The 24,720-nt window shown below is 67.2% G+C and carries 21 protein-coding genes; 7 read left to right on the top strand and 14 right to left on the bottom strand.

Translation table 11 applies throughout. From position 1 onward, the window contains the following. Positions 1–53 precede the first annotated feature (53 nt). The 3 genes from ACW5IY_RS12225 to ACW5IY_RS12235 form a co-directional block, all read right to left on the bottom strand. A complete protein-coding gene (locus tag ACW5IY_RS12225) occupies positions 54–2,405 on the bottom strand; it encodes a GH92 family glycosyl hydrolase (RefSeq protein ID WP_049437509.1) in 2,352 nt (783 codons plus the stop codon). Positions 2,406–2,501: 96 nt separating this feature from the next. Next, the gene (locus tag ACW5IY_RS12230) at positions 2,502–2,825 is read right to left on the bottom strand and encodes a thioredoxin family protein (protein WP_049437511.1); all 324 of its coding nucleotides are present in this window, start codon (positions 2,823–2,825) and stop codon (positions 2,502–2,504) included. A gap of 5 nt (positions 2,826–2,830) precedes the next feature. Next, positions 2,831–3,247 (bottom strand): baeRF12 domain-containing protein, encoded by a 417-nt coding sequence (locus tag ACW5IY_RS12235; protein WP_019337746.1) that lies wholly within the window; start codon positions 3,245–3,247, stop codon positions 2,831–2,833. Positions 3,248–3,409: 162 nt separating this feature from the next. Between ACW5IY_RS12235 and ACW5IY_RS12240 the strand changes: the two genes are divergently transcribed. The 3 genes from ACW5IY_RS12240 (at position 3,410) to proP (ending at position 5,509) form a co-directional block, all read left to right on the top strand. Further along, positions 3,410–3,637, top strand: coding sequence for a hypothetical protein (locus tag ACW5IY_RS12240; protein ID WP_019337747.1), 228 nt, complete (start codon positions 3,410–3,412; stop codon positions 3,635–3,637). A gap of 85 nt (positions 3,638–3,722) precedes the next feature. Next, entirely contained in the window at positions 3,723–3,851 is a 129-nt protein-coding gene (locus ACW5IY_RS12245; protein ID WP_256202341.1) for a hypothetical protein, read from the top strand. A gap of 170 nt (positions 3,852–4,021) precedes the next feature. Continuing rightward, positions 4,022–5,509: a glycine betaine/L-proline transporter ProP gene (proP, locus tag ACW5IY_RS12250; protein ID WP_049437513.1), complete on the top strand. Its 1,488-nt coding sequence runs from the start codon at positions 4,022–4,024 to the stop codon at positions 5,507–5,509. Positions 5,510–5,608: 99 nt separating this feature from the next. Here the strand turns inward: proP and ACW5IY_RS12255 are convergent, their stop codons facing one another. The 10 genes from ACW5IY_RS12255 to ACW5IY_RS12300 form a co-directional block, all read right to left on the bottom strand. Beyond that, on the bottom strand, positions 5,609–6,238 hold the full coding sequence (locus ACW5IY_RS12255) for an AAA family ATPase (RefSeq protein WP_010485380.1): 630 nt from the start codon (positions 6,236–6,238) through the stop codon (positions 5,609–5,611). A gap of 3 nt (positions 6,239–6,241) precedes the next feature. Further along, positions 6,242–6,583, bottom strand: a complete 342-nt coding sequence (locus ACW5IY_RS12260) for a type II toxin-antitoxin system prevent-host-death family antitoxin (protein WP_010485378.1) — start codon at positions 6,581–6,583, stop codon at positions 6,242–6,244. A 70-nt stretch (positions 6,584–6,653) separates the two neighbouring features. Next, positions 6,654–8,249, bottom strand: coding sequence for a sensor histidine kinase (locus ACW5IY_RS12265; RefSeq protein ID WP_049437515.1), 1,596 nt, complete (start codon positions 8,247–8,249; stop codon positions 6,654–6,656). A 9-nt stretch (positions 8,250–8,258) separates the two neighbouring features. Continuing rightward, complete coding sequence (locus tag ACW5IY_RS12270) at positions 8,259–8,663, bottom strand: response regulator (RefSeq protein WP_019337750.1); 405 nt, start codon at positions 8,661–8,663, stop codon at positions 8,259–8,261. Positions 8,664–8,799: 136 nt separating this feature from the next. Then, the gene (locus ACW5IY_RS12275; RefSeq protein WP_049437517.1) at positions 8,800–10,254 is read right to left on the bottom strand and encodes a surface lipoprotein assembly modifier; all 1,455 of its coding nucleotides are present in this window, start codon (positions 10,252–10,254) and stop codon (positions 8,800–8,802) included. A 90-nt stretch (positions 10,255–10,344) separates the two neighbouring features. Continuing rightward, entirely contained in the window at positions 10,345–11,109 is a 765-nt protein-coding gene (locus tag ACW5IY_RS12280) for a Slam-dependent surface lipoprotein (RefSeq protein ID WP_049437519.1), read from the bottom strand. 59 nt (positions 11,110–11,168) lie between these two features. Next, the gene (locus ACW5IY_RS12285) at positions 11,169–11,924 is read right to left on the bottom strand and encodes a Slam-dependent surface lipoprotein (protein ID WP_049437521.1); all 756 of its coding nucleotides are present in this window, start codon (positions 11,922–11,924) and stop codon (positions 11,169–11,171) included. Positions 11,925–11,951: 27 nt separating this feature from the next. Further along, positions 11,952–15,071, bottom strand: coding sequence for a TonB-dependent receptor (locus ACW5IY_RS12290; RefSeq protein ID WP_049437523.1), 3,120 nt, complete (start codon positions 15,069–15,071; stop codon positions 11,952–11,954). Between the two features lie 182 nt (positions 15,072–15,253). Next, positions 15,254–16,210 carry a FecR family protein gene (locus ACW5IY_RS12295; protein ID WP_049437524.1) on the bottom strand — a complete coding sequence of 319 codons (957 nt, stop codon included), beginning with the start codon at positions 16,208–16,210 and terminating at the stop codon, positions 15,254–15,256. Between the two features lie 82 nt (positions 16,211–16,292). After that, entirely contained in the window at positions 16,293–16,796 is a 504-nt protein-coding gene (locus tag ACW5IY_RS12300) for an RNA polymerase sigma factor (protein WP_049437525.1), read from the bottom strand. Between the two features lie 184 nt (positions 16,797–16,980). On the opposite strand from ACW5IY_RS12300, the gene ACW5IY_RS12305 reads away from it, so the two are divergent. The 4 genes from ACW5IY_RS12305 to ACW5IY_RS12320 are packed head-to-tail and all read left to right on the top strand — an operon-like array spanning position 16,981 to position 23,631. After that, positions 16,981–18,924, top strand: coding sequence for a TonB-dependent receptor domain-containing protein (locus ACW5IY_RS12305; RefSeq protein WP_049437527.1), 1,944 nt, complete (start codon positions 16,981–16,983; stop codon positions 18,922–18,924). 41 nt (positions 18,925–18,965) lie between these two features. Next, complete coding sequence (gene cobN, locus ACW5IY_RS12310) at positions 18,966–22,835, top strand: cobaltochelatase subunit CobN (protein ID WP_239684517.1); 3,870 nt, start codon at positions 18,966–18,968, stop codon at positions 22,833–22,835. Beyond that, a complete protein-coding gene (locus ACW5IY_RS12315; RefSeq protein ID WP_049437530.1) occupies positions 22,832–23,308 on the top strand; it encodes a MotA/TolQ/ExbB proton channel family protein in 477 nt (158 codons plus the stop codon). Before cobN ends, ACW5IY_RS12315 begins: the two co-directional genes overlap by 4 nt. Beyond that, positions 23,308–23,631, top strand: coding sequence for a DUF2149 domain-containing protein (locus ACW5IY_RS12320; protein WP_049437532.1), 324 nt, complete (start codon positions 23,308–23,310; stop codon positions 23,629–23,631). Before ACW5IY_RS12315 ends, ACW5IY_RS12320 begins: the two co-directional genes overlap by 1 nt. 26 nt (positions 23,632–23,657) lie before the next feature. On the opposite strand, the gene ACW5IY_RS12325 is transcribed toward ACW5IY_RS12320, so the two are convergent. Then, positions 23,658–24,584 (bottom strand): LysR family transcriptional regulator, encoded by a 927-nt coding sequence (locus ACW5IY_RS12325; protein ID WP_049437533.1) that lies wholly within the window; start codon positions 24,582–24,584, stop codon positions 23,658–23,660. Positions 24,585–24,720: the final 136 nt, after the last annotated feature.

The raw sequence follows: 24,720 nt of genomic DNA on the forward strand, positions 1-24,720 counted from the left end.
ATCAGGTCACCCGTGAAGCGTGCCAACCAAGGTTGGCACCTACCAGGATCGCATCACCGGCTCATCGAGTACGGCGCCTGCGCGCCCTGCCCCGGCCAATCCTTGTTCGGCTCGGCCTGCATGGTGAAACGCAGCTCGCCACCTGCCAGGATCTCGTCATGGCGCAGGAAGGTGCGCTGCAGCGGCTTGCCGTTGAGACTCACGTTGCCCACATAGGTGTGCTTGTCATCCAACCCATCGGCCACGATGGTGAACGTCTTGCCGTTCGGCAGGCGCATCGCGGTCTTCGGCAGGAACGGGCGGCCGAGGATGTACTCGCCCGAGCCCGGCGCCACCGGATAGAAGCCCAACGCGGTGAACACGTACCACGCCGACATCTGGCCGACGTCATCGTTGCCGGCCAGGCCATCCGGACGATCAGCGTACTGGGTGTCCATGATCTGCTTCAGGCGCGCCTGGGTGCGCCACGGCTGGCCGGCGTACGAGTACAGGTAGGCCACATGGTGACTGGGTTCGTTGCCATGCGCATACCAGCCGATCAGGCCGGTGATGTCTTCCATGTGCTCGAAGATGGACGGATCCACCTTGGCGTTGAACACTTCGTCCAGGCGCGCGAGCAGCTTGTCGCTGCCACCGTGCGCTGCCGCCAGGCCGGCGACGTCCTGCGGCACGTACCACGAATACTGCCAGGCGTTGCCCTCGGTGTAGTCGGTGCCATAGCCGCTGGCGCTGGGGTCGAACGGGGTGCGGAAGCTGCCATCGCGCTTTCGTGCGCGCATGAAGCCGGTGTCCTTGTCGAAGGCGTTGCGCCAGTTGCCGGCACGCTTGTCGAAGGTCGTCGCGATATCGGTCTTGCCCATCGCCTGCGCCATGCGCGCGATGGTCCAGTCATCGAAGGCGTATTCCAGCGTCTTGCTGGCGGCCTCGCCTTCCTCGTCGATGGGCACGTAACCCAGCTCGCGGTACTGCGCGATGCCGTCATACGGGCCGTAATTCGCGGTCTCGACCATTGCCTTCAGCGCCTTGTCGGCATCGAAGCCACGGATGCCCTTCACGTAGGCATCGGCGATCACCGGCACCGCGTGGTAGCCGATCATGCACCAGTCTTCCAGGCCATGGAACGACCACACCGGCAGCATGCCGTAGGGGCTGTGCTCATGGTGGGCCAGCATCGAATTGATGAAGTCGCTGTTGCGCTTTTCCGGCTGCACCAGGGTCAGCAGCGGATGCAGGGCGCGGTAGGTGTCCCACAGCGAGAAGGTGGAATAGTTGGTGTAATCCGTGGCCTGATGCACGGCATTGTCCGAGCCGCGGTACTGGCCATCGGCATCCATGAACAGCGTCGGCCCCAGCATCGTGTGGTACAGCGCGGTATAGGCACTGCGGCGGGCGTGTTCCGGGGCGTCGATATCAAGCACCGACAGCGCCTGCGTCCATTCCTGTTTCGCCTGCGCACGCACGCGATCGAAATCGAAGTCGGCCACTTCCGCGTCGAGGTTGGCAATGGCGCCGGCTTCGCTGACGGGCGAGATCGCCACCTTGACCACCAGCGGTGCATCCAGCTTGCCGAATGCGAAGGTACCGACCAGCTGGCGGCCCTCGATCTGTGCGCGCTGCGCTGGATCCTTCTCGCCCGGCGGCGGGAAGCCCTTGTAGACGATGTCCCGCTCGGTGTTGTGCAGCTCATGCCCGGCCAGCGGACGCGAGAAACGCATCGCGAAGTACAGCTGGCGACCCGGCGCCCAGCCGCGTGTCTCTCGGAAACCGGTCACGGTGCCATCGGCGCGCACCCGCACCCGCGACCACAGTACCTTGCCTGGGTAGTCGTACATGCTGGTACGCATGTCCAGCAGCACCTTGGCGTCGGTGCCCTTGGGGAACGCGTAGCGATGCACGCCCACGCGCGCACTGGTAGTCAGCTCGGCGCGCACCTTGTAATCGTCCAAGGTGACGGCGTAGTAGCCCGGCTCAGCCTTCTCGTCATCGTGGCGGAAGCGCGACGCGAAACCGCTACGCGGCTTTTCCGGATCACCGCGCTCCAGGCCGGGATTGCCGGTGAACGGCATCAGCAGGATGTCGCCGAGGTCCGAATGGCCAGTGCCGGAAAAATGCGTGTGCGAGAAGCCGACGATGCTGCGGTCGTCGTAGCGATAGCCGGCTGCCCAGCCATAGGCCTTTTCGCGTGGCTGGATGCGTGTGTCCGGGCTGAGCTGGACCATGCCGAACGGCACCGTGGCACCCGGGTAAGTGTGGCCTTCACCACCCGTACCAATGAACGGGTCGACCGAGGCATAGGCCTTGTCGGCGGCGGTTCTGGCAGGCGCGGCCGAAACCAGGCCGGAAGCGAACATCGCCGTGGCGGCGACAGCGATCAGGAGACGACGGTCCAGCGTGGGCATCGGCATTTGGATCGATTCAGGTGATAGCCGGATCCTAGCACCGGGCCTGCCACGCCGCATGCTGCAGTGCGACTGCCCGGCTTCCCACGCCCGGTTCAATCTTCAACCGGGAAGCGCGCTCTGCAACGACATGAGATCCGCGCTGTCCAGCGGCCTTACCACCCGCGCGATCTCTTCTCCATCGCGCAGCAGCACCACCGTCGGCCACAGCTTTACCTTGAACGCTCGCCCCAACGGCCTTCCCTTGCCATCCTCGATCTTCCAATGCGGCAGATCGTTCGCTTCGACAAAGGCCTGCAACGCAGGCTGCGCCGCCTGGCAATGACCGCACCAGGGCGCACCGAACTCCAGCACCTGCCAGCCAGCCTGCGCCGCCACCTCCACAGAGGTGGGCTCGTTCGCAAGGTGATCACGCATGAACGGCATGAGCGCTACGCCGCCAGTGCCTTCTGGATGTCTTCCAACGGCGCGTTGGTCAGATCCTTGGCAATATCCCCTAGCAATCGCGCCTGGACCTCTTTATGCAGCAGCGGACGAATGCGACCCAGCGTGGTCGGGTCGGCGATCAACACCAGGTGCGCATAGCGGTTCTTCAAGGCATCTTCGTTGAGCTGTTCGGCCACCTGCTTGGCGAACGTCGCCTCGTTGAGCTGCGAGACCGACATGTCCTTCGGCACTGCACCCGCAGGCCCCTGCCCGGATACGCCCTGCTCGCTGATGTCCTGCAGGCGCAGTTCGCCTTCCTGCTTCAAGGTCAACTGGTGGTTGCTGCCCACGTTGGTGAACACCCGTGCCGAACCACCGTCGGCAACCACGATCAGGGTTCCTTCGGGAATCGTCCGCGCCATTGCATCCTCCATCAATCCGAAAAGTGGGTGTGCGCCCCACCTTATGCACGCCGATGTCACCAGAGCGCGTACAGGATGTGATCCCGTCATCGCAATCTGCAATCAGCGCTAAATTTGTCCGGCTGCCTGCCGCTATGGCCTCCATCATCGCGAGGAACCTCTGTGTACGCTGGCTCACTGTTCCACGTCTGCTTTGCCACCAGCCTGGCCATTGCCGGCTGTGCCGGTTGCATCCACCAGTTCCTGCAGGGCCAACCGTTCTTCGCCCTGGCCATCATGCTCTCGGTGCTCACCATGATCGGCGCCGCACTGGTCACGCGAAAACTGGCACTGCCGGGCGCCCTGGCGATGGCCTGCACGGTGTTCGGCTTGGTGGCGAAGTCGGCCTGAGCCTTCTGAACAGGCGAGGTGGAACACAGCGTGCAGATCAGCCTGCTTCGCTGCATGCTCACGCCGATGCCGTTATGATGAACGGATGATCGACACGACCCACTACGTGACGGGCGCACCTGTTACGTGGGAAGCACTGCCGACCGGCGCTTCGCTTGCCACGAATGCTCCCGCCCTGCATTTCCATCGCCTCGCGCTGGATCCCGGCGGATGACGCCCGCAGGCCCTCTGCTTGCACCCCTACGCTGATGTGATGTCCGACCGCTGACTGCGCGGCCGCTGTGATCCCGTTGTCGCGTCTCTGCCTCTGCGGCGGTGCTTCGCCGTGCGCGTGGCATTCCGCCTGCACACATTCCCCTATTCCATACCTACAAGGGAGCCCCTATGCAGGACACGCCCGATTCCCATGCCCACTTCGGCTGGTTCAAACGCCGCCGCCATCTGAAGGTCGATGAGATCACCGTCGTCGACAAGCCCATGCTCAAGCGCGCCGTGGGCGCCGCCGCACTCGGCAATGCCATGGAGTGGTTCGACTTCGGTGTCTACGGCTATCTGGCCGTCACCATCGGCCAGGTGTTCTTCCCGTCCAGCAACCCCACGGCACAGGTGATCGCTGCCTTCGCTACCTTCACCGTGGCATTCCTGGTGCGTCCACTCGGCGGCCTGGTGTTCGGCCCGCTCGGCGACCGTTATGGGCGCCAGAAAGTGCTGGCGTTCACCATGATCCTGATGGCGCTGGGCACGTTCTCGATCGGCTTGATTCCCGCCTACGAGCGCATCGGCATCTGGGCACCGGTGCTGTTGCTGCTGGCACGTGTGGTGCAGGGGTTCTCCACCGGCGGCGAGTACGGCGGTGCGGCCACCTTCATCGCCGAGTATTCCACCGACCGCAACCGCGGCCTGATGGGCAGCTGGCTGGAGTTCGGTACGCTGGGCGGCTACATCGCCGGCGCCGGAACCGTGACCGCGCTGCACATGCTGTTGAGCAGCGAACAGATGCTGGATTGGGGCTGGCGCATTCCATTCCTGGTGGCCGGCCCGCTGGGCCTGCTCGGCCTGTACATGCGCATGAAACTGGAGGAAACGCCGGCCTTCCGCGCCTTCGCCGAGGAAGCCGAGAAGCGCGAGCACGACCGGCCCGGGCTTGGCGCGCTGTTCCAGGTACATGGCCGCCAACTGCTGGTCTGCATGGGCCTGGTGCTGGTGTTCAACGTGACCGACTACATGCTGCTGACCTACATGCCCAGCTACCTCAGCGTCACCATGAACTACGCCGAGAGCAAGGGCCTGCTGCTGATCATCATCGTGATGCTGGTGATGATGCCGCTGAACATCGTCGGCGGGTTGTTCAGTGACAGGCTGGGCCGCCGCCCGATGATCATCGGTGCCTGCATCGCGCTGCTGGTGCTGGCCGTACCCTGCCTGCTGCTGATCGGCAGCGGCAACGACTGGCTGATCTTCCTCGGCCTGATGCTGCTGGGCCTGGCACTGGTGTGCTTCACCAGCTCGATGCCGTCCACGCTGCCGGCGCTGTTCTATACCCCGGTGCGCTACAGCGCACTGTCGATCGCCTTCAATGTGTCGGTGTCGCTGTTCGGTGGCACCACGCCACTGGTGACCGCATGGCTGGTGGAACGTACCGGCGATCCGCTGGTGCCGGCCTACTACCTGATGGGCGCGGCAGTGATCGGCCTGGTCACCATGCTGTTCGTGAAGGAGACCGCTGGCCTGCCGCTGCGCGGTTCACCGCCGGCGGTCGGCAGCGACAAGGAAGCCGCCGCACTGCTGAAGAGCGATGTGCCGGTGACGGTGGACCCGAGCCTGCCGCCACTGCCGGAGACTGCGGAGCCTGAGCAGGTAAAGCCGGCCTGAGGCTCAGCGAAGCCGGCGTTGTTGTACGGCCAAGCCCGCGCGCGGCTGCCTTTCGAGGGATCAGCCGAGCGTGGGCTCGGCTCTACAACGTACGCGCCCTCAATCGCGCGCAGCGTTCAACTCCATCGCACGCATCACGATGGGTTTGGCCCAGTCCGGCGTGTGCAGCAGCTCGGCCACCGAGACCGGGTACTGCAGCTGGCCGTGCGCCATCGCCAGCACCGGCAGCGGCTCGACGCAGCCGTCGGCGTCGGCGGGAGCGCTGTTGTCGTAGACATGCAGCTCGGCCAGGTGTGGCAGCAGTTCCAGCAGGTTCTCGCGTGCCGAATCGAAGCGGGCGTGGATCTTCTCCACCGGAATGTCATGGCCGCCGGCGGCCACCCGCGCTGCAACACGGGCAATGTGCAGGTCCACCGTGGCCAGGCCACAGAACCAGATCGCGACGTGATGGTGCTCGCAGGCCTCGCGCAGCAGGCGCGGAATGGTGTTGCCGCCCAGCGTGGTCTCGAAGGCGAAGTCCGTGCCATCGGCCATGGCCTGGCGCAGGCGGCGGGTGCCTTCCTGCCAAGCCTCGGCATTGGCGTCGGGCAGCGGCCAGCCCGCCTCTACCAGGCGGCGGGTGAACGAATCGGGGTTGAACCAGCCCAGCCCTTCGGCTTCCAGCCAGGTTCCCAGCAGCGAACTCTTGCCGGCGCCGTTGACGCCGGCCAGCACCAGGATCCGCCCCATCGGTCAGAGCGGACGGCCGAGGGTGACCTTGCGGCCGCGGCGGATCGGCTGGCCCAGCACCTTGCCCAGCCCCTCACCGCGCTGCAGGCCAGCCAGAGTCTGGTCGAATTCGCCGCGCAGGCGCAGCAGTTCTTCACTGCGCTCACCGGCATCGCTGCCGGCGGCCTTGGCCAGCAGCTCCTGGTAAGTGCGGATGTCCACGATCACCGCTTCGGGGTGGTTGTGGTTGGTGATGACCAGCGCCTGCTTCTCGCGCACGGTACGCATCAGGCTCGGCCAGCCCCGGGTCTTCACCGACGAGGCTGGGGCCTTCTCGAGGCCAGGCAGATCCAGCGGCAGGGTCATGGCACGGCTCCGGGTAGGGTGGATAATGGCCACTATACCCAATTTGGCCCAATTGGGGATAAATGGACCTTTACCTGCCGGAACCGTCCGCCGCTGCGCCCGGCGCATCGGTCTGCAGCAGACTGTCACGCTCGCGCAGCGGGAAGCGGATCCAGGCATCCAGGCCTTGTGGGCCAAAGCGCAGCTCGCCGCTGCCGGCCAGCTCGTACGGCACGCGCTGCTCGATCAGCGCCCGGCCAAGGCCACGCTGCCGGGGCAGCTCCCAGTCTTCCACGGCGGCATGGCGTTCACACCAGTGCAGCCCCAGCCACGGCTGCCCACCCTGCACCTGCAGGTGCCAGGTCACCTCGATCCGGCCATCCTCATGGGTCAGTGCACCATGCCGCAGGGCGTTGGTCGCCAATTCGTGGATCGCCAAGGACAGCACTTCGGCCGCCTTCGGCGGCAGCAGCACGTCCTCGCCCTGCAGGCGGTAGGCGGCCGCCGCCGGCGTCTGCGCCGCGATCTCCTCATCGATCATGCCACGCAGGCAGACCCCGGCATTGGCGCCACGGGTCAGCAGGCTCTGCGTGCGTGCCAGCGACATCAGTCGCCCGCACAACCGTTCGGCGTATTCATCCACACTGCTGACCGACTCGCGGGTCCGCCAGGCAATGGCATGGATGGTCGACATGATGTTGCGCACCCGGTGCTGCAGTTCAGCCAGCAACACCGACTGGCGCTCGGTGGCACGCTTGAGATCGTCGATGTCCACGGCGATGGCAAATACCCCGCTGACCTCGCCGTCGCCATCGCGCAGGGGCGCGGCCGCGACCCGGGTCCAGCGCGCGCGGCCATCGTCGTGCAGGTACTGGAACTCCAGCCCCGGCACAACGGTCTCACCGCGCATCGCACGGGCAATGGCGAAATCCTCCGGCCCGATGGCGCTACCGTCGGCATGCCAACCACGCCAGCGATGCAGGTTGGCCTCATCGGTGGAAGGCACCTTGCCGCTGGGCAGGTAGGCACGCATCTGGTCGTTGGACAGCAGCATGCGACCCTGCAGATCGACGATGCACAGGCCGACCGGCAGCATCCTGAAGGCCAGCTCCAGGCGTCGCTCGCTCTCGCGCCGCCGCAGTTCCTCGCGCTCGCGCGCGGCCAGCGCCAGATGCGCGGCGGTGGTCTCGAACATCGTCACCAGCACGCCGTTGATGCGCCCTTCCTCGCCACGGATCGGGCTGTAGGTGATGGTGAACCAGACGTCTTCCAGACGGCCACGCCGGACCAGCGGGTACAGCTTGTCTTCGAAGGTGAGCGTCTCGCCCTGCCAGACACGGGTATAGAGCGGGCCGTTGATGTGCCAGACCTCGGGCCAGCACTCGCGGGTCGGCTGGCCGAGCCCGCCGGGATGCTTGTCGGCCAGGATCTCGGCATAGCCATCGTTGTAGAGCTGCACCAGCTGCTCGCCCCACAGCACGATCATCGGGAAGCCATGGGCCAGCATCAGGTCGACGGTGGCGCGCAGGTGGGGCGGCCACTGCTCGCAGGCACCCAGTGGCGTGGATGACCAGTCATGGCGGGCAATGCGCGCCGCCATGCCATCGTGGCGCGCATGCAGGCGCGGTGCAGGTGGCATCCCGCCACGCAGCTTGGCGGCGTGGATGCCTTCAGGACGGCGCGACATGCCGCGCAATCAGGCGATGCCCGCAGAGACCTGCGGCGCCGCCACCAGCCCGGCCAGCTGCTGCACCAGGGTTTCGATGTGATAAGGCTTGGTACAGCGCGGCGCGCTGGCGAAGCGGCTGGGCAGGTTGTCGTCATAACCGGAGGTCAGCAGGAAGGGTGTACCCGCCTCGGCCAGCCGATCGGCCAGCGGATAGACCTGCTCACCGCCCAGGTTGATGTCCAGCAACGCCACATCGATGGGATGGGTATCGACCAGCTGCCCCAACGCCTGCAGGTCACCGGCAGGCCCCACCACCTGTGCGCCTTTCAGCTCCAGATAGTCGACCAGGAACATCGCGATGGCGAATTCATCCTCCGCCACCAGTACACGCAGCCCTTTCAGGCCCTCTGGTTTGTTGCCCGCTTCCAGCACGACAGGCGCTCCTCGATACACGCGGCCCACCTCCGCCGCAACGCCCGCAGGATGCGCGAACCGGGCTACAAGAGCGCGTGATGATGGATGAAGATCGCGGCCACGGCACGTTCACCACCGCGTTGCAACGGCGCGTTCAGAAGGCCCGTTCCCACTTCAGGCTGAGCAGGCTGCGGTCGTGGCTGTAAAGCCAGCCGACGTTGCTGTCGATGCGCGCGTAGCGAAGGCTCAGGCTGGGTACCAGCCCGACCACGGCCAAGCGCTCGCTGCGCACGACGGCGATCAGGTTCTGTTCGTCGTCCTGCCTGCGCGCCTCCAGCAACGGACTCCAGGTGTCGTAGTCGCGCTGGCGCAGCGACACGAATACGGTGGCCGTGGTGCCGCTCCACTGCCGTGCCGCGCCCAGCCGCAGGCCGCGCTGGCGGTAGCCGTTGGCCGGGTCGGCGGCGCTGCTGTCGGTCACATCCAGCCCGGCGAAGACCGTCCAGCGCGGATTGAGCGCGCGAAACCAGGTGGCATACACCGATGCCAGCTCGCCGTCGTAGTTGCTGGCCAGGCCCTGCTGGCGATAGCGCTGGCGCTTCCAGTCGGCCTCCAGCTTGAGCAGGCTGCGTGCATCCAGGGCGTACTGCCATTCCCCGTGCACGCCGCTGCCGCCCTGCAGCGCATGATTGCCCAGGCCCTGGTAGTCATAGCTGGAGGCGAGCAGCACGGTCTGCCGTGCACTACGCCAGCTGTAACCCGCCTGCACGTTGGCATTGAGCTCGTTGTAGGCACTGTGCCCGCGCCATCCCTGACCGAAGGCGAGACCGCGCACGTACAGCCCATGATGCCCGCCGAGCACCCAGCGCCGTTCCAGGCTGGCGTCGTAGTCGATGCCCACCGCGCGTTGGGCGTCGGGCAGTTTCCGTTCGATGATGCAGGTGTCGCCCACGCCGAACAGGCAGGTGCGACTGGCCGAGCTGCGGTTGATGTTGTCACTCCACGCCGGGCCGGCGGACAGCGCGCCTTTCCAGCGCTGGCGCGCCTGCAGGGCACTCAGGTAGCCCTCCACGCGCGCGCGGACGCCGGCCGTGGCCGGATCATCGGCATTGATGCCTGCAGCGATGGCCGTGAACAGCGCGGCCGCATCGCGATCGCGCTGATCTTCCGCATAGACACGTGCCAGCTCGAGGCGGGCCGGCAGGAAATCCGGCTGCGCCGCCAGCAGCGCTTCGTACTCCTTCGCCGCGCGACGATGGTCGCCTGCCACCCGCGCCAGCGCCCCCTGCGCATAGTGGCGCAGCAGGGGATCATGCCCCGGCAGTTCGATGTACTCCTCGAGGAACGCAGCGGCAGCCTGCCATTGCTGATGCTGCAGTGACAGGTAGAGGGCCTGGCCAAGATCATCGACGGTGCGCTCCACGCGCAGCGTCTGGCCGTCGATGGTGATGGTCGGCCGCTCCGACTCCGCCTGCTGCAGGCGCTGCTGGTCCTGCTGCTGGTGGCGCAGTTCGGTGCCCTGTTCAAGCACACGACGAAGATCGTCCTGCTGGGCGCGCACGTCGGTGGCAGCCAACAGCAGTACGACAAGGAAGATGGAATGGCGCATGGTCGATCCGTGGTGGTGCATGCAACGGGCCGAAGCAGGGACTGGCGGATCGCGGCTTGTCCCTGCCCTGCCCCGTCAGGGGCGTGGCGATCAGTTCTTGCTGCCGCCGAAGGCGGTGTCGTACTGGCTGTTGCCGGTGAAGGTGGCGATACCGGCCAGGGTGGCCGCGTTGGCGCCGAAGAACTGGCCCTGGGTGGTGCCGCTGACCGAGCCGTTCGCGGTGGCGGTGCCGGCGAACGAGGCGTTGGCGCTGTTGATGTTGGCGTTGACGTTGATCGACAGGCCGCCACCGCTCAGGCCACCGAGCAGGGTGCCATTGCCGAAGTTGGCGCGGAAGGTGCCCGACAGCAGGTTGCTGCCATTGAACTTGTTCAGGCCCGCGACGCTGTAGGTGGCCACACCGGCCGGCAGCGTGGTGCCGGCACGGTCACCGACGAAGTAGACCTGGCGGTTGTTGAAGCCACCAGCGGCGCCATCCTTGGACCACTCGCCGAACCACACATCGCCGCTGCCGACCTTGACGAAGTTGAAGTGGCCCATGCCGGAATGGCTGCCCGGGGTACCGGTGATCGGCATAGCCAGAGTGCGTACGGTGACACCATTGACGGTGGTCGGGGCCGAGTAGGCCGCAAGGCCCTGGAAATCGACCGGCTTGGCATTGGACACGGTGCCGACGCCGATACCGGCCTTGCCGGCCGAGTGCGGGCCGCCGTTGACTTCCGACGCACCCACCTTGACGTACAGCTGCGCATCGGTCGCCGGGCTGGCAGCGCCGACGATGTCGGCCGCCTGCGCGGTGCCGGCCAGGGCCAGCGCAGCGGCGACGGCCAACAGGGAACGGTTGATCATTTTCATGGTATTGCTCCTTGGGTTGAGGGAACTACGGGTACAACACGAAAAGGAACGGCGGCGGATCAGTTGCGCTGACCGCCGAAGGACGTATCGAACTGGCTGTTGCCGGCAAAGGTTGCGATGCCGGTCACGGCACTGGCACCGGCGCCGAAGAACTGGCCGCTGCTGGTACCGATGATCGAACCATTGGCGATGGCCGAACCGCTGAACGCACCGGTGGCGCGATCCAGCGTGGCGCTCGCGGCGAGCCTGTATCCGGTCCCGACCAAGCCGGCGGTGACGGTACCGGTATCGAAATTCGCCCGCAGTGCACCTTCCAGCACGCTGCTGCCATCAAAGCGGTTGATGCCAGTCAGGGTGTAGGTGACGACGCCTGCCGGCAGCGAAGTACCGGCACGGTCACCGACGAAGAACACCTGGCGGTGATTGAAGCCCGCCTGCGCGCCACTGGATGACCATTCACCGAACCAGACATCTGCATTGCCCACCTGCACGAAGCTGAAGTGGCCCACGCCAGCGGTGGCGAACGGCAGGCCTGCGTCCGGGCCCAGCGTGCGGACCGTGGTTGCGCCACGCACCACCGTGGTGGCGTAGGGCACCAGGCTGGCCACGTCCACTCGCGCCGCGTTGGCATACGGCCCCAACGAAATGCCTGCGCGACCGGAGCGGTGCGGACCGGCGTTGAGTGTCGATTCGCCAGCATTGATGTAATGGACACCGTCCTGGGCCGGGCTCTGCCCACCAGTGATGTCGGCAGCCATGACCGGCATGGAAGCCAGCAGGCCGATCGAAAGTACAAGGGTACGGTGCTGTTTCATCGGTGGTTCTCCCTGTCGAATGCGGACTCAGAAGCGCGCGGTGACGCCAAGCTTGATCGTGCGGCCCGGTGCAGGCAGCGTTGAGCGTGTTGCCGGGTCGACGTAATAGCGGTTGCCGAGATTGCTGCCGACCAGCTCGACGCTGGCGTGCTGGTTGAAGCGCCAGCGGGCGTAGGCATCCACCGTGGTGATGTTTCCCCAGGTGAAAGGCACGTTCTGCCAGAGCAGGCTGCTGCCCCCGGCGATCAGGCGGTCGCGGTAGGCCTGCAGGTCCGGATTGTCGTGCCGCTGGTAGTGCACGATGCGGCTGCCCAGCTCCAGGCGCTCATCGAACAGGCGGGTGCCGAGTGACCAGTTCACCGACAGCTTCGGCGTGGCCTGGGTCAACAGATAGCCGCTGACGAAGCCATCCTGGACGCAGTTGGGCACCCGCCCCTGGTCCGCATCCAGCCGTACCGCCGAGCTTTCATCGCAGACTTCGTTTTCAAGGATGCGGCTGATGCCCAGATCGGTGAAGAAGCGCCGGTTGTCGAAGCGCGCCTGCAGCTCGATGCCGCGGACAGTCTGCTTGTCGATGTTGTCGAACATGAAGTACGCATCACGCTCGATGACATTGCGGGTCTTGTGCACGTAATAAGCCAGCTTGACGTCGGCATCGGCGGTGTTGCCGAACAGCCCGGAAAGGTTGTGCACGTACCCCAGCTCGTAGTTGTAGGCATGCTCCGGCTTGAGTGGATACAGCGGATTGAGGCTGCTGGAGAACGCAATGGTGCTTTCGAACATGCTGGGAAAGCGCACCGCCTCGCTGTAGCGCAGATAGACACGAGCGGCCGGCGAGAAACGCACCGTCGCCGAGAACGTCGGCAACCAGGCGTGATCGCGGTGCCGTTCGTTGCGCCCGGCCACCGACTGCATCGCCCCGCCCCCGATCCTGCAGCGGATGTCGGTGCCGAGCACCATCGGCAGCAGCCCGGGGATGGCGGCGACCTGGCCGTTGAGGCAGGGATTGGTGGCACGGCTGTAGTTGCCGTTGGCATCGGGCAACCAGGGAATGCCGTGCTGGACCTCCCTGGGTGTCTCGTACTTGCGCAGCAGGTCGGCCAGCGACTGATCGACGATCCAGCCCATGCCGATGCTGTCCCAGAATTCCCGCTCGCTCTCGAGTGCGTCGATCTCGCCCTGCAGGCTGTCCGGCCGCGGCGGCAGTTCATTCACCCGGTACTGCGCTTCGCGCGGCACGATCGAGGTCGTCTGCAGTTCCGGGTGGGCCTGCAGGAAGTCGTCGAACGCCCAGTAACGGCTGTAACGCACGCCGGCATTGAGGGTCAGGAAGTCGACCGGACGCCATTCCAGAGTGAGGTAGCCCTCGCCCTCCTGGCGGCGGCCAGCGCGCGGGTACATGCGCCAGCCGTCGGACGGGCCGAAATACGGGTCACGCGAACCGAGCTTCTCGTATTGCCAGTTGCCGCCCACGGTCAGGTCCAGGGTCGAATGCAGGGCGAAGCGGTTGCTCAGGGTCAGGCCGGTCCGGTCGTTGCTCGCATTTGCCAGCGCGGTGTTGCGCAGAATCGGGCTGGCACCGGCATTCCAGTCCGGATTGCCCGGTGCGAAGTTCGGGAAGCCGCCCGCGGTGTAGGTATCGCTGTCCGTCTCGGTGCGCCACAGGTTGGCGTAGAGGTCCAGCCAGCGGCTGCCGGCCGGCTGGAAGCGGTACTCCAGGTTCCAGGCATCGGAGGCGACGCGGCTGAGCGGCCACTGGATACGGCCGTAATCCGGCGCGGACAGGATGCGCGAGGGCATGATCTCGCCGTAGTGCGACAGCGTGCGCCGCCACGTGGCCTTGAGCTGCTGGTCATCGTTGATCTGCCAGCTGCCCTTCAGCAGCCACGATTCCTGCTCGCTGGAGGTGTTGGGCACTTCATCGCCGGGCTTGAAGTAGCGCGCCAGCGTGGTGATGTAATCGATACCCTGGTACTCGAACTGCTCGCGCGGATCCTGGTCGTAGTAGCCACTGCCCTTGCTGCCGGAGAAGTAGTTGCCGCGCTTGCGCCAGGCGTAGGCGGCCATCAGGTCCACGGTGTCGCCGCGATAACCGAGCGCCAGGCGCCAGGCCTGGTCCTCGCCGTCGAAGGGGTTGTTACCGCTGCGCGACTTCACCGGCACCACCAGGGTGCGGTCGTCGTAGGGCGAGGCCGGCGACGCCTGCGGGAAGCCGGATACCGTGCGGTAGTCCTCGCCGGTGTGCAGGCGCGGCAGGCGCGGCGCCACCGCATTGCTGCTGCCTTCGATCTTCAGCTCCCCGCCGAAGCGCTCGCCGGCTGCAACGATGTCATCGAGGTCGATGGTCTTGATCACCAGCGCACCACCGATCCCACTATGCACATCGCGCACCAGCCCTGGCCCCTTGATGACCTGGATGCCACCAATCAGGTTGGGATCGATGTAGTTGCGGTTGCTGACACCGTTGTAGCCACGCCAGACCGTGAGCGCCTGCTCGCCACCGTCGATGCTGACCGGCACCCGCCCCGGCCCCTGGATGCCGCGGATGTTGATGTCCAGCGCGCCGCTGTTGCGTGCGTCGCCACTGAACACACCGACCAGATCCTTGACCACGTCGGCCGGATTGGAGCCGCGATAGCGCTCCACCCGGTCACGCCCCGAATACGCCGTGGTCAGGTCCAGCGCGAACACATCATCGTAGCCGCGCCGATCACGCGCCTCGCCCCCTTCCGACTGCAGGCGACCGGCCACGTCCAGTGTTTCGGTCACCCGCACCCCTTCCCCCTCACCCGCCTCCGCTGCGGCCCGCAGGCTCCAGGTACCGTCCATGCCGCGCTGTGCACGCACGCCACTCCCGCGCAGCAGCTGCTGCAGGGCCTGCATCTGGCTGTACTCACCGTTCACCGCACTCGAACGGCGGCCCTGCACCAGATCGCTGCGGAACACCACCTGCACGTCGGCCTGGCGGCCAAAGGCACGCACGGCGTCGGCCAAGGGCTGTTCCGGAATGGCGTACTGGCGCACCGGCGCGACGATCGCCGGTTGCGCCTGCACGGCAGGCACCCAGGCCAGCGGCAGCAGTGCGGTGGAGATGGCCAGGGCCAGGACGGTGGCGCGACGATGACAGGCGAATGCCGTGGACGGCATGGACAGGAACTCCTCAAGCGTGGCGGAACCACGGGCACATCCGGTGCCGGTGGCATGTCTGGCTTGAGGAGAAACGGTGTTTCGCTCTGGCTATACCTCTATAGACAGCAGGGCACAGCGAGTGCCCACGGTTTTTTCATGTTTTTTTCATCTGGCGGGCCGTGCGCTGCGCCGCAGGCACCTCACCACACCACCAGCGCGCCACCTGGCAAGCGCTGCACGCGCAGTCCCGCCTGTGCGACCACCGCGTCAATGGCGGTCTCCGGCTGCTGCAGGTGGAACAGGCCACTGACCCGTACGTCCGTGCTCTGCCCGCCCAGTACCCACACCGGAGCACGGCGGTAGCGCGCCAGATCGGCGATGGCCTGCGCGGCCGGCTGATCGTCGATCACTACCTCGCCACGCCGCCACGGCGCCACGGCATCCGGATCGGCCTGCCGCAGCGGCTGCAGCCAGCGACCGTCACGGAACACCCTTGCCTGCCCGGCATGCAGGCGCTGTACGCTGCCATCGCCGGGGCGCACATCCACTACGCCCTCACTGACCTGGGTTACGACCGTGGTGTCCTGCATCGACACGCTGAAGGCGGTGCCGATGTCACGGATCTGGCCACCGCCGGCCTCGACCTGGAACGGTCGCTGTTCATGCGCCACCTGGAACCAGGCCTGGCCGCGCAGCAGGCGCAGGCGCCGCTGCTGGCCATCGAACGCAACCGCCAGTGCGGTGCCCGCATCAAGTACCGCGGTGCTGCCGTCCTCCAGCTGCACCACGCGCGGTGCATCGCTGCTGCGCAGGTCACTGCGTGCCAGCAGCAGCGCGTGGGGCGCAGCGGCAACCATCAGGACCACCGCGGCAGCACTGGCCAGCAACCACGGCAGGCGCCGACGCGGCGCGATCGGGCGCAACCCTTGGCGATCAGCCGTCAACCCAGGCAGCGCGGCCAGCACCTCGGGCCCGGCGGCATCCAACCCTTGCCAGAAGGCCTGCTGCTGGCGCCATGCCAACGCGTGGCGGGGATTCGCCTGCAGCCAGCGCTGCAGGGTTCGTTGCTGGCGTTCCGGCAGCGGGCCTGCACTGCACCGGATCACCCAGCGCAACGCCTGCCTGGCCTGACGCGGCGAGGGTTCGGACGTGGTCATGGTTGTGGCCTGCCGCACCGCGAACGGGCGCGCTTTCCTGTTGTGACAACGGCGGGCGCGATCTGCCCACGGCAATCGCAGCTCATCGATGCATTCCCTGCTGGTGCTGCTGGATCAACAGCGCCGCGCGCAGCACATGCTTGCCGACCAGGCTCTTGGAAATACCCAGCCGGGCGGCGATCTCGCGCTCGCTCAGGCCCAGATACCGGTTGAGCACGAAGCATTCGCGTACCTGCGCTGGCAGCGCAAGGATGGTCTGGGTGATCTCGCGCAGTTGTGCCTGGTCCAGCGCCTGAGCCTCGCCGTCGAGGCCCGCCTCGGCCATGTCGGTGGCGTACTCGGCCATGGCGCGGCGTTCGCGGGCATCGGCCTGGCTGCGGTTGAGCGCGTGGTGATAGGCCATCCGGTACAGATAGCCGCGCGGCTCCAGGATGGGCGGGTCGCCGGGCACGCTGCTGGCCTTCAGGTACAGGTTCTGCAGGGTGTCCTCGGTACTGGCCGGGTCGAGATAGCGCGCGATGAAGCGAGACAACGCACGGCGCTCGCGAATCAGCAGCTCGACCAGCGCCAGGGCATTGGGAGACATAGGTGCCAAGGCCGGACCGGGGAATGATGGGCGTGATGGCGACGGTCCGAGCCGGGATTGTAGGCGTCCCGCCGCGATACCGCACCCCATTCAGCGAGGTCGCTACAGGCAGGACCTTCGGCCTATGAAGATCTTGTGAAGAGAATGCTATGTTATATCGTCACATTCGTAGCGACCCCTTCCCATGTCCCGTTCCGTCCCCGCCCGCCGCCTGTCCGGCGCGATCTTCCTTGCCTTGGCGCCCGCAGTGGCAGCGGCGGCAGACGCCCCTTCGCAGCTGGATCCGATCGTGGTGACCGCCACGGCCACCGATCGCCTGGCCAGCGACGCGCCCGCCTCCATCAGCGTGATCACCCGTGAGCAGATCCAGCTGCGGCCGGTGCTGGACCTAGCCGACGCACTACGCGGCAGCCCGGGCGTGACGGTGGCCGGGGTCGGCTTCGGTCGCCGCGGCATCCGCATCCGTGGCATGGACCCGGGCTATACGCTGGTGCTGCTGGACGGCCAGCGCGTCAGTGCGTCGGCCGATGCCATCGCCCACTCGGATTTCGATCTGGGCTGGCTGCCTGCTGCCGCGATCGAACGCATCGAGGTGGTACGCGGTCCGATGTCCTCGCTGTACGGCTCGGAGGCGCTGGGCGGCGTGGTCAACGTGATCAGCCGCCGCGCCACCGACGACTGGCAAGGCAACCTGGTCTACAACGCCGGCGTGGTTGGCGGTGACCGCGGTGGCAACACTGCCCAGGCCGGCTTCTACGCCGGTGGCGCACTGCTGCCCGGCACGCTGGGCCTGAGTGTGTTTGCCGAACACCGGCAGAAGGATGCCACCCGAGACCCCACCGACGACCGCCTGGACGAACAGGAGGGCCGCCGTGTCAATACCGGCCGCGCGGTACTGACCTGGACGCCGGATGCGCACCAGCGCATCGATCTTTCGCACCTGCAGGGCAGCGAGGAACGCCGCCGCCATGCGCTGCAGGCCGGCACCGCACCCTACGTGTACGAGACCATCGACGACATCCGTCGCCGCCAGACCACACTGAGCCACCAGGGCGAGTGGGACTGGGGGCAAACCCGGGTGAGCGCCTACCGTGCAACGCTGGACCGCGACAACCGTCGCGACCGCGGCGAGGCCTCGCGGCCGCAGCAGCTGACCGACCAGATCGTCGATGCGCGCGCCACCGTTGCGCTGGGTGCACGCCACCGCGTCAGCGTCGGTGGCGAATGGCGGCGCCAGGAACTTGATGATGCGGCCGGTGCGCGTAGTGGCCACCTGCAGTCCGACCAGAGCGCGGTGTTCGTGCAGGACGAGATCCAGGTGAGCGACGCACTCTCGCTGGTATTCGGCAGCCGCGGCGACCGCCATCCCGAGTTCGGCTGGCACCACAGCCCGCGCGCCTATGCGGTGTGGCACGCCACTGAAGCACTGACGATCAAGGGCGGCATCGGCAGCGGCTTCAAGGCGCCGAGCCTCAAGCAGCTGTCGCCGGAGTACTCCGCGGTGGGTGGCGGTGGGCGTTTCACCATTGTCGGCAATCCGCAGTTGAAGCCGGAGCTGAACACGAGTGCCGAACTGTCGGTCGCCTGGCAGCAGCAACGCTGGTCGCTGCAGGCCACCGCCTTCCAGAACGAGCTCAAGGACCTGATCCAGACCACCTGCGTGCGTGCCTGCGGTGTACGCGGCCGCGAACTGCGCAACTACACCAACGTGGCCCGTGCCCGCATCCGTGGCCTCGAGCTGGCCGGCACCGCACCGATCAGCGAGCATCTTTCCTTCGAGGCGAACTGGAGCTGGCTGGACCCGCGTGACCGCCAGACCGACCAATGGTTGCCAGAGCGTCCGCGCCGTAGCGGTGCAACTGCGCTGAACTGGCAGCGCGGACCGCTGCAGGCTGCGGTACGTGGCGAGTACATCGGCCCACAGCAGCAGGTGGCCGGCAGCAGCCAGGTGACCCTGCCCGACTACTGGCTGTGGTCGCTGGATGCGCGCTGGCGCGTGACTGCGGCGGTGAGCGTGGTGGCCGGCATCGACAACCTGGCCGACAAACGGCTGGACGAAACCGGCGCGTTGTACCCCTATCCGGAAACCGGCCGCTACGTGCATGCCGGCATCGAACTGGCGTTCTGACCATGCGCAGCGGGTGGATATGGCTGCTGCTCGGGTGGCTGATGCTTGCCGCATCGGCCCGTGCCGAGCCCGACCCCCTGCGGGTGGAGGTGGTCAGCAGCAGCTTCGTGCTGCCCGGCAGGATCGCCCGACTGGATGCACTGGGCGCGCCGGCAGGGGTGCGCTTCCAGCAGCGCGTGGTTGACCCGGCGGCAGCGCTGCCCGCTGGCTGGCCGGCGAGCGCCGACCTGGTGCTGCTGGATACGCCGCGACCGACCGATGTCGAACAGGTGATGGCGGTGGTTGATGGGCCCTTGCAGAACGGCAAGGTGCCGTGGCTGCGCGTGGGCGGCGGTGCACCGGCCTCCGGCCACCTGCCCGCCGAGGTGGCGCGCAGGATCGCCGGTTACTACGGCAACGGTGGCGAGGCCAACATCCGCACGCTGGCTGCCTACCTGCAGGCCTGGCGCAGCGGTGCCGGGACCGACGGACTGCCGCTGCCGCAGGTGCTGCCGGCCACCGGCTACAGCACGCGCGGCAGCCAGTGGCTGGACAGCCCGCAGGCCTTGCAGGCGCAGTGGCAACGCGACGATCAGGCGACGTGGCCAAAGGTGGCCGTGCTGATCTCCGGCAGCATGCTCAGTGGCATGCAGACCCAGGTGCTGGACGCACTGATCGAGGCCGGGCGCGCACGCAAAGTCGCGCTGTTCGGGGTCTGGTTCGATGCCGCCGCCGACGATGGCTTGAAGCAGGCGCTGCGCGGCATCGAGGTGGATGCGCTGGTCAATCTGACCCATCTGCAGAACGGCAGCGCGCGTGCCGCCGAATTCGCCACGATGGACGTGCCGGTGCTGCAGGCGCTGAACCATCGGCAAGGCGATGCGGATGACTGGCGCGCAGCGACCACCGGCATTCCGATGGCGACGCTGGCGACTTTCCTCGCTGTACCCGAAGCCTGGGGCGCCAGTGATCCGATCGTGGTCTCGGCCAATGCACGCGGTGAACTGCAGCCAATTCCCGAACAGATCGATGCGCTGGCCGCCAAGCTGCAGCGGTTGGCCGCGCTCCGCCACACGGCCGCGGCCGACAAGCGGCTGGCACTGCTATTCTGGAATGCGCCGGACGGCGAGCGCAACCTGTCCGCGTCGCATCTCAACGTACCGCGCAGCATCGAGACGCTGCTGCCACGGCTGGCACAGGCCGGGTATTCGACGCAGCCGGTGGATGAAAAGACCCTGATCGAGCAACTGCAGGCGCTGCTGAGGGGCTACTACCATCCTGAGCGGTTGGGCGCGCTGCTCGATGCGGGGCTGGCCGATACCCTGACGGTGGCCGACTACCGCCGCTGGCTGGCGTCCCTGCCCGCTTCGCGCCGCGACGAACTACGCGCACAATGGGGCGATCCTGCACACCACCCCGCGGTACGCCAGCGGCACGGACAGGCCGTATTCGTGCTGCCGCGCCTGCGCCTGGGCAACCTGCTGCTGATGCCGCAGCCGCCGCGCGCGGGCCGCGTTGGCGAGGCCACCCACGATACGGCGTCGGTGCCGAGCCACTACTACCTGGCGGCGTACCTGTACCTGCGCCAGCAGTGGAAGGCCGATGCGCTGATCCACTTCGGCACCCATGGCACGCAGGAATGGACCCCGGGCAAGGACCGCGGCCTGTGGGCCGCCGATTATCCGTGGCTGGCAGTGGGCGAACTGCCGGTGTTCTACCCCTACATCCAGGACAACGTGGGCGAGGCGATCCAGGCCAAGCGCCGTGGCCGTGCAGTGGTGGTCAGCCACCAGACCCCGCCGTTCGCGCCGTCCGGCCTGTACGACGAGCTGCGCGACCTGCACGCGGTGGTGCACGAACTGCAGCAGCTGGACCAGGGGCCGGTGCGTGATGCCACCGCCGCACGCCTGCGCGCACTGGCCACCGACAGCGGCATCGCCGCCGACCTCGGCTGGAGCGCGGTGGACATGCAGGCGCGCTTCGACAGCTTCCTGCCGGTGCTGCATGACCATCTGCATGAGCTGGCACGACGCAACCTGCCGCTGGGGCTGCATACCTTCGGCCAGCCGGCCTCGCCCGAGCACCGCCTGCTGATGGTGATGCAGCAGCTGGGGCCGGGCTATCTGAAAGCGCTGGGCGAAGATCCGATGGAGGCCACTGCGGTGGACTACCGGCAGATCCAGCAGGGCCCCGGCTATCGCACGCTGGCGCGCCATCTGCGCGACGGTGCGCCGATCGGCAGCGTCGCCAACCCGGATCTACGCGCAGCGCTGCAGCATGCCGTGCAACTGGATGCAGCTCTGGCCGATACACAGGAGATCGAATCACTGCTGCACGGCCTGGGAGGTGGCTTCGTGCAGCCCGGCGCCGGCGGCGATCCGATCCGCACGCCGGAGCTGCGCAGTGGCCGCAACCTGTTCGCGTTCGAGCCCGACCGCATTCCCACCCGTGCGGCATTCGACACCGGCGAGCTCGCCCTGCAGCAGCTGTTGCAGGCCTATCGTGATGATCACGAAGGGCAGCTGCCACGCAAGCTCGCCATCAGCCTGTGGTCGAGCGAGGCCATCCGCCATCTCGGCGTGCTGGAGGCGCAGGTACTGCACGCGCTGGGCCTGCGCCCACGCTGGGACAGTGGTGGCAGAGTGATCGCCCTGGATATCGTGCCCGACGCGGAACTGCAACGCCCGCGCATCGATGTGGTGATCCAGGCCACCAGCGTCTACCGCGACCAGTTCGATCCGTTCCTGCGACTGCTGGCTGGCGCCATCGAGCAGCTGGCGGCGATGCCGGCCTCGCCCGGCAACCCGGTTGCCGGCAATGCACTGGCCGTGCAGCAGCGCCTGCAGCGCGACGGTGTCCCTGCGGAGCGGGCGCAACGCCTGTCGCGCCTGCGCATCTTCAGCAACGCCCCCGGCGAGTACGGCAGCGGCCTCAACCATGCCGTGCTGGCGCGCGGCGGCACAGCGGGCAAGGCCGATGCGGCGCTGGCCAGCGGCTTCCTGGATCGCCTGCAGCACGGCTACGGCAGTGACGGCCAGGCGACCACCCTGCCCGGCGGCAACCTGTTCGCCGAACAGCTGCGCGGCGTGCAGGCGGCGGTGCTGTCGCGCTCCTCCAACACCCATGGCCTGCTCAGCACCGACCATCCCTTCGAGTATCTGGGCGGGCTGGCGCTGGCCGTGCGCCACCTCGACGGTGCCAGCCCGGCGCTTTACGTCTCCGACCTGCGCGAACCGGCACCGCGCACGCGCAGCACCGCACGCTTCCTCGCCGATGAGCTGCGCGCGCAGACGCTCAACCCGCAATGGATCGGTGCGATGCAGGCCGAAGGCTATGCCGGCACGCTGGAGGTACTGAAGAACGTCGACAACCTGTTCGGCTGGCAGGTAACCGCGCCAGACACGGTCCGTGCCGACCAGTGGCAGGCGGTGCATGACACCTTCGTGCGCGACAGCCGGCAACTGGGCCTGGCCCAGTGGTTCGAGCAGCACAACGCCAGCGCGCAGGTGCAGATGATCGAGCGCCTGCAGGAGGCGATCGCGCGCGGCTACTGGCGACCCGATGACCGCACCCGTGCGGAGCTGCAGGCGCGCCTGCAGCAGCTGCAGGCCTCGTCAGCGCCGGAACCGGCACCGACGCAGGCACCTCCCGGCTATGGGCTCGGCCGCGCGGCGGCCGCCACACCGGCACCCGATGCTGCCGCCACCGCCGCCCAACAACGCGCCACCGTCGATCCGGCCGCCACCCCAGCGCCCAAGGTGCGTGGCCAGGTGATGCGGCAAGTGCCGCCACCGGCGCCGCACTCGCCTGCCACGCACTGGGCACTCGCCGTGCTGCTGGCCCTGCTTGGCGCAGGCGCTGCCCTGCAGTCGCGGCGCAATGCACGGTGCGCCAGCCCTTCCCGTTCCCCCTCCACCACGGCTTCCGCATGAACGCGCTTGAATCCACGCTTTACGATCTCTCCCACCTGTTCCTGTCACCGGTCCTGCTGCTGATCCTGCTGTCGCTGGCCTATGCCTTCCTCAGCTTCGGCGCCTTCCTGTGGGAAGGGCTGCAGCGCCGGCGTGGCCGCCACCGGCCCGAGCTGCTGGCCTGGCAGGCCCGCCACGGTGGCAGCAGTGACGACCTGGAACTGCATATCCTCAAGCGCCTGGAAGGCCTGCGCATCGTCTCGCGCACTGCGCCGATGCTCGGCCTGGTCGCTACCATGATCCCGATGGGACCGGCGCTGCTGGCGTTGACCCGCAGCGACGCGCAAGGCGTGGGCGAGAACATGGTGGTGGCCTTCTCGTCGGTGATCCTGGCCCTGGTCGCCGCCAGCCTGACCTACCTGGTGCTGACCGTGCGCCGGCGCTGGCTGCTACAGGAACTGCGCATGTTCGAACGCCTGCAGGAGGTGCACTGATGCGCTTCCTGGATGACGACGAAGCCGACGACCCGATCCTGTCGGTGGTGAACCTGATCGACCTGTTCCTGGTGGTCACCGGCATCCTGATGATCGTGATCGTGCGCAATCCGCTCAATCCGTTCACCAGCCAGGACGTGACCGTGATCGAGAACCCCGGCCAGGCCAACATGCGCATCACCGTCAAGCAGGGTGAGGAACTGACCCGCTACCAGTCCACCGGCGAGATCGGCGAAGGCGGCGGGGTCAAGGCTGGCGTGACCTATCGGTTGCCGGATGGGCGCATGGTGTATGTGCCGGAGGGGGCTACCCCGGCCCGGTAGATCCACGCCCTGCGTGGAGGGCGGATCTACGGTTCCTCCAGCGCCTCGAAGCGTTCGGCGAGGTAGTCGATCAGCGCACGCACCGCAGGCAACAGGCCGCGTCGCGACGGGAACACTGCGTGCACGATGCCATGCTTTGGCGCCCACTCCGGCAGCACCGGCACCAGCGCACCGCTGGCCAGCTCGTCGCTGATCATCATCCGCGGCAGCATCAGCAGGCCCACCCCGGCCACCGCAGCGGTGCGCAGCGCGATCATGTCATCGCTGACCAGCCGGGGACGATGGTGCACACTCGCCTGCACGTCCTCCGGCCCGGTGTACTCCCATACATGCTGCTGGCTGGGCGATGCCAGATCCACCGTCGGCATCATCGCCAGATCAGCCGGCACCTGCGGCGTGCCCAGCCGCTGCAGCAGCGCCGGGCTGGCACTGGTGCACCAGACCCGGCGCGCCAGCACACGTACCACCAGGTCGCTGTCCTCCAGCGGCGGCGGCCGCACGCGGATCGCCACGTCCACACCCTCGCCCACCACATCGACGCGTCGGTTGGTGGCATCCAGCTGCACCGTCACCTGCGGGTGCAGGGCGAGGAAATCGGCCAGCATCGTGCCGATGCGCGCATGCAGGATCGCGATCGGGCATGCCAGGCGGATGGTGCCGCGCGGCTCGGCGCGTGACATCGCAATCGCTTCTTCGGCCGCTTCGGCCTCGACCAGCATTGCCTTGCAATGGCGGTAGTAGTCCTGGCCGACCTCGGTGACCGAGAAGCGCCGGGTCGAGCGCTGGATCAGGCGTACGCCCAACCGTTCCTCCAGCAGCGCGATACGCCGGCTCAGTTTCGACTTGGGCATGGCCAATGCCCGGCCGGCCTGCGAGAAGCCGCCGTGCTCGACCACCATGGCGAAGTAGAACAGGTCGTTGAGGTCACAACGGCGGATATCTGCGATGAACACGGGGCGATCTCCTGCGGCCCACGGCCTGCAACCATTGTTCACCAGATAGGACTATGACGGCAAATATTGGCGTCTACCGGGCCAATTGTCACGGCTATATCGTCTTCGCAACGAAGAACAGCGGCCGGCAGCCCCG

The organism is Stenotrophomonas sp. C-A (assembly GCF_054030835.1).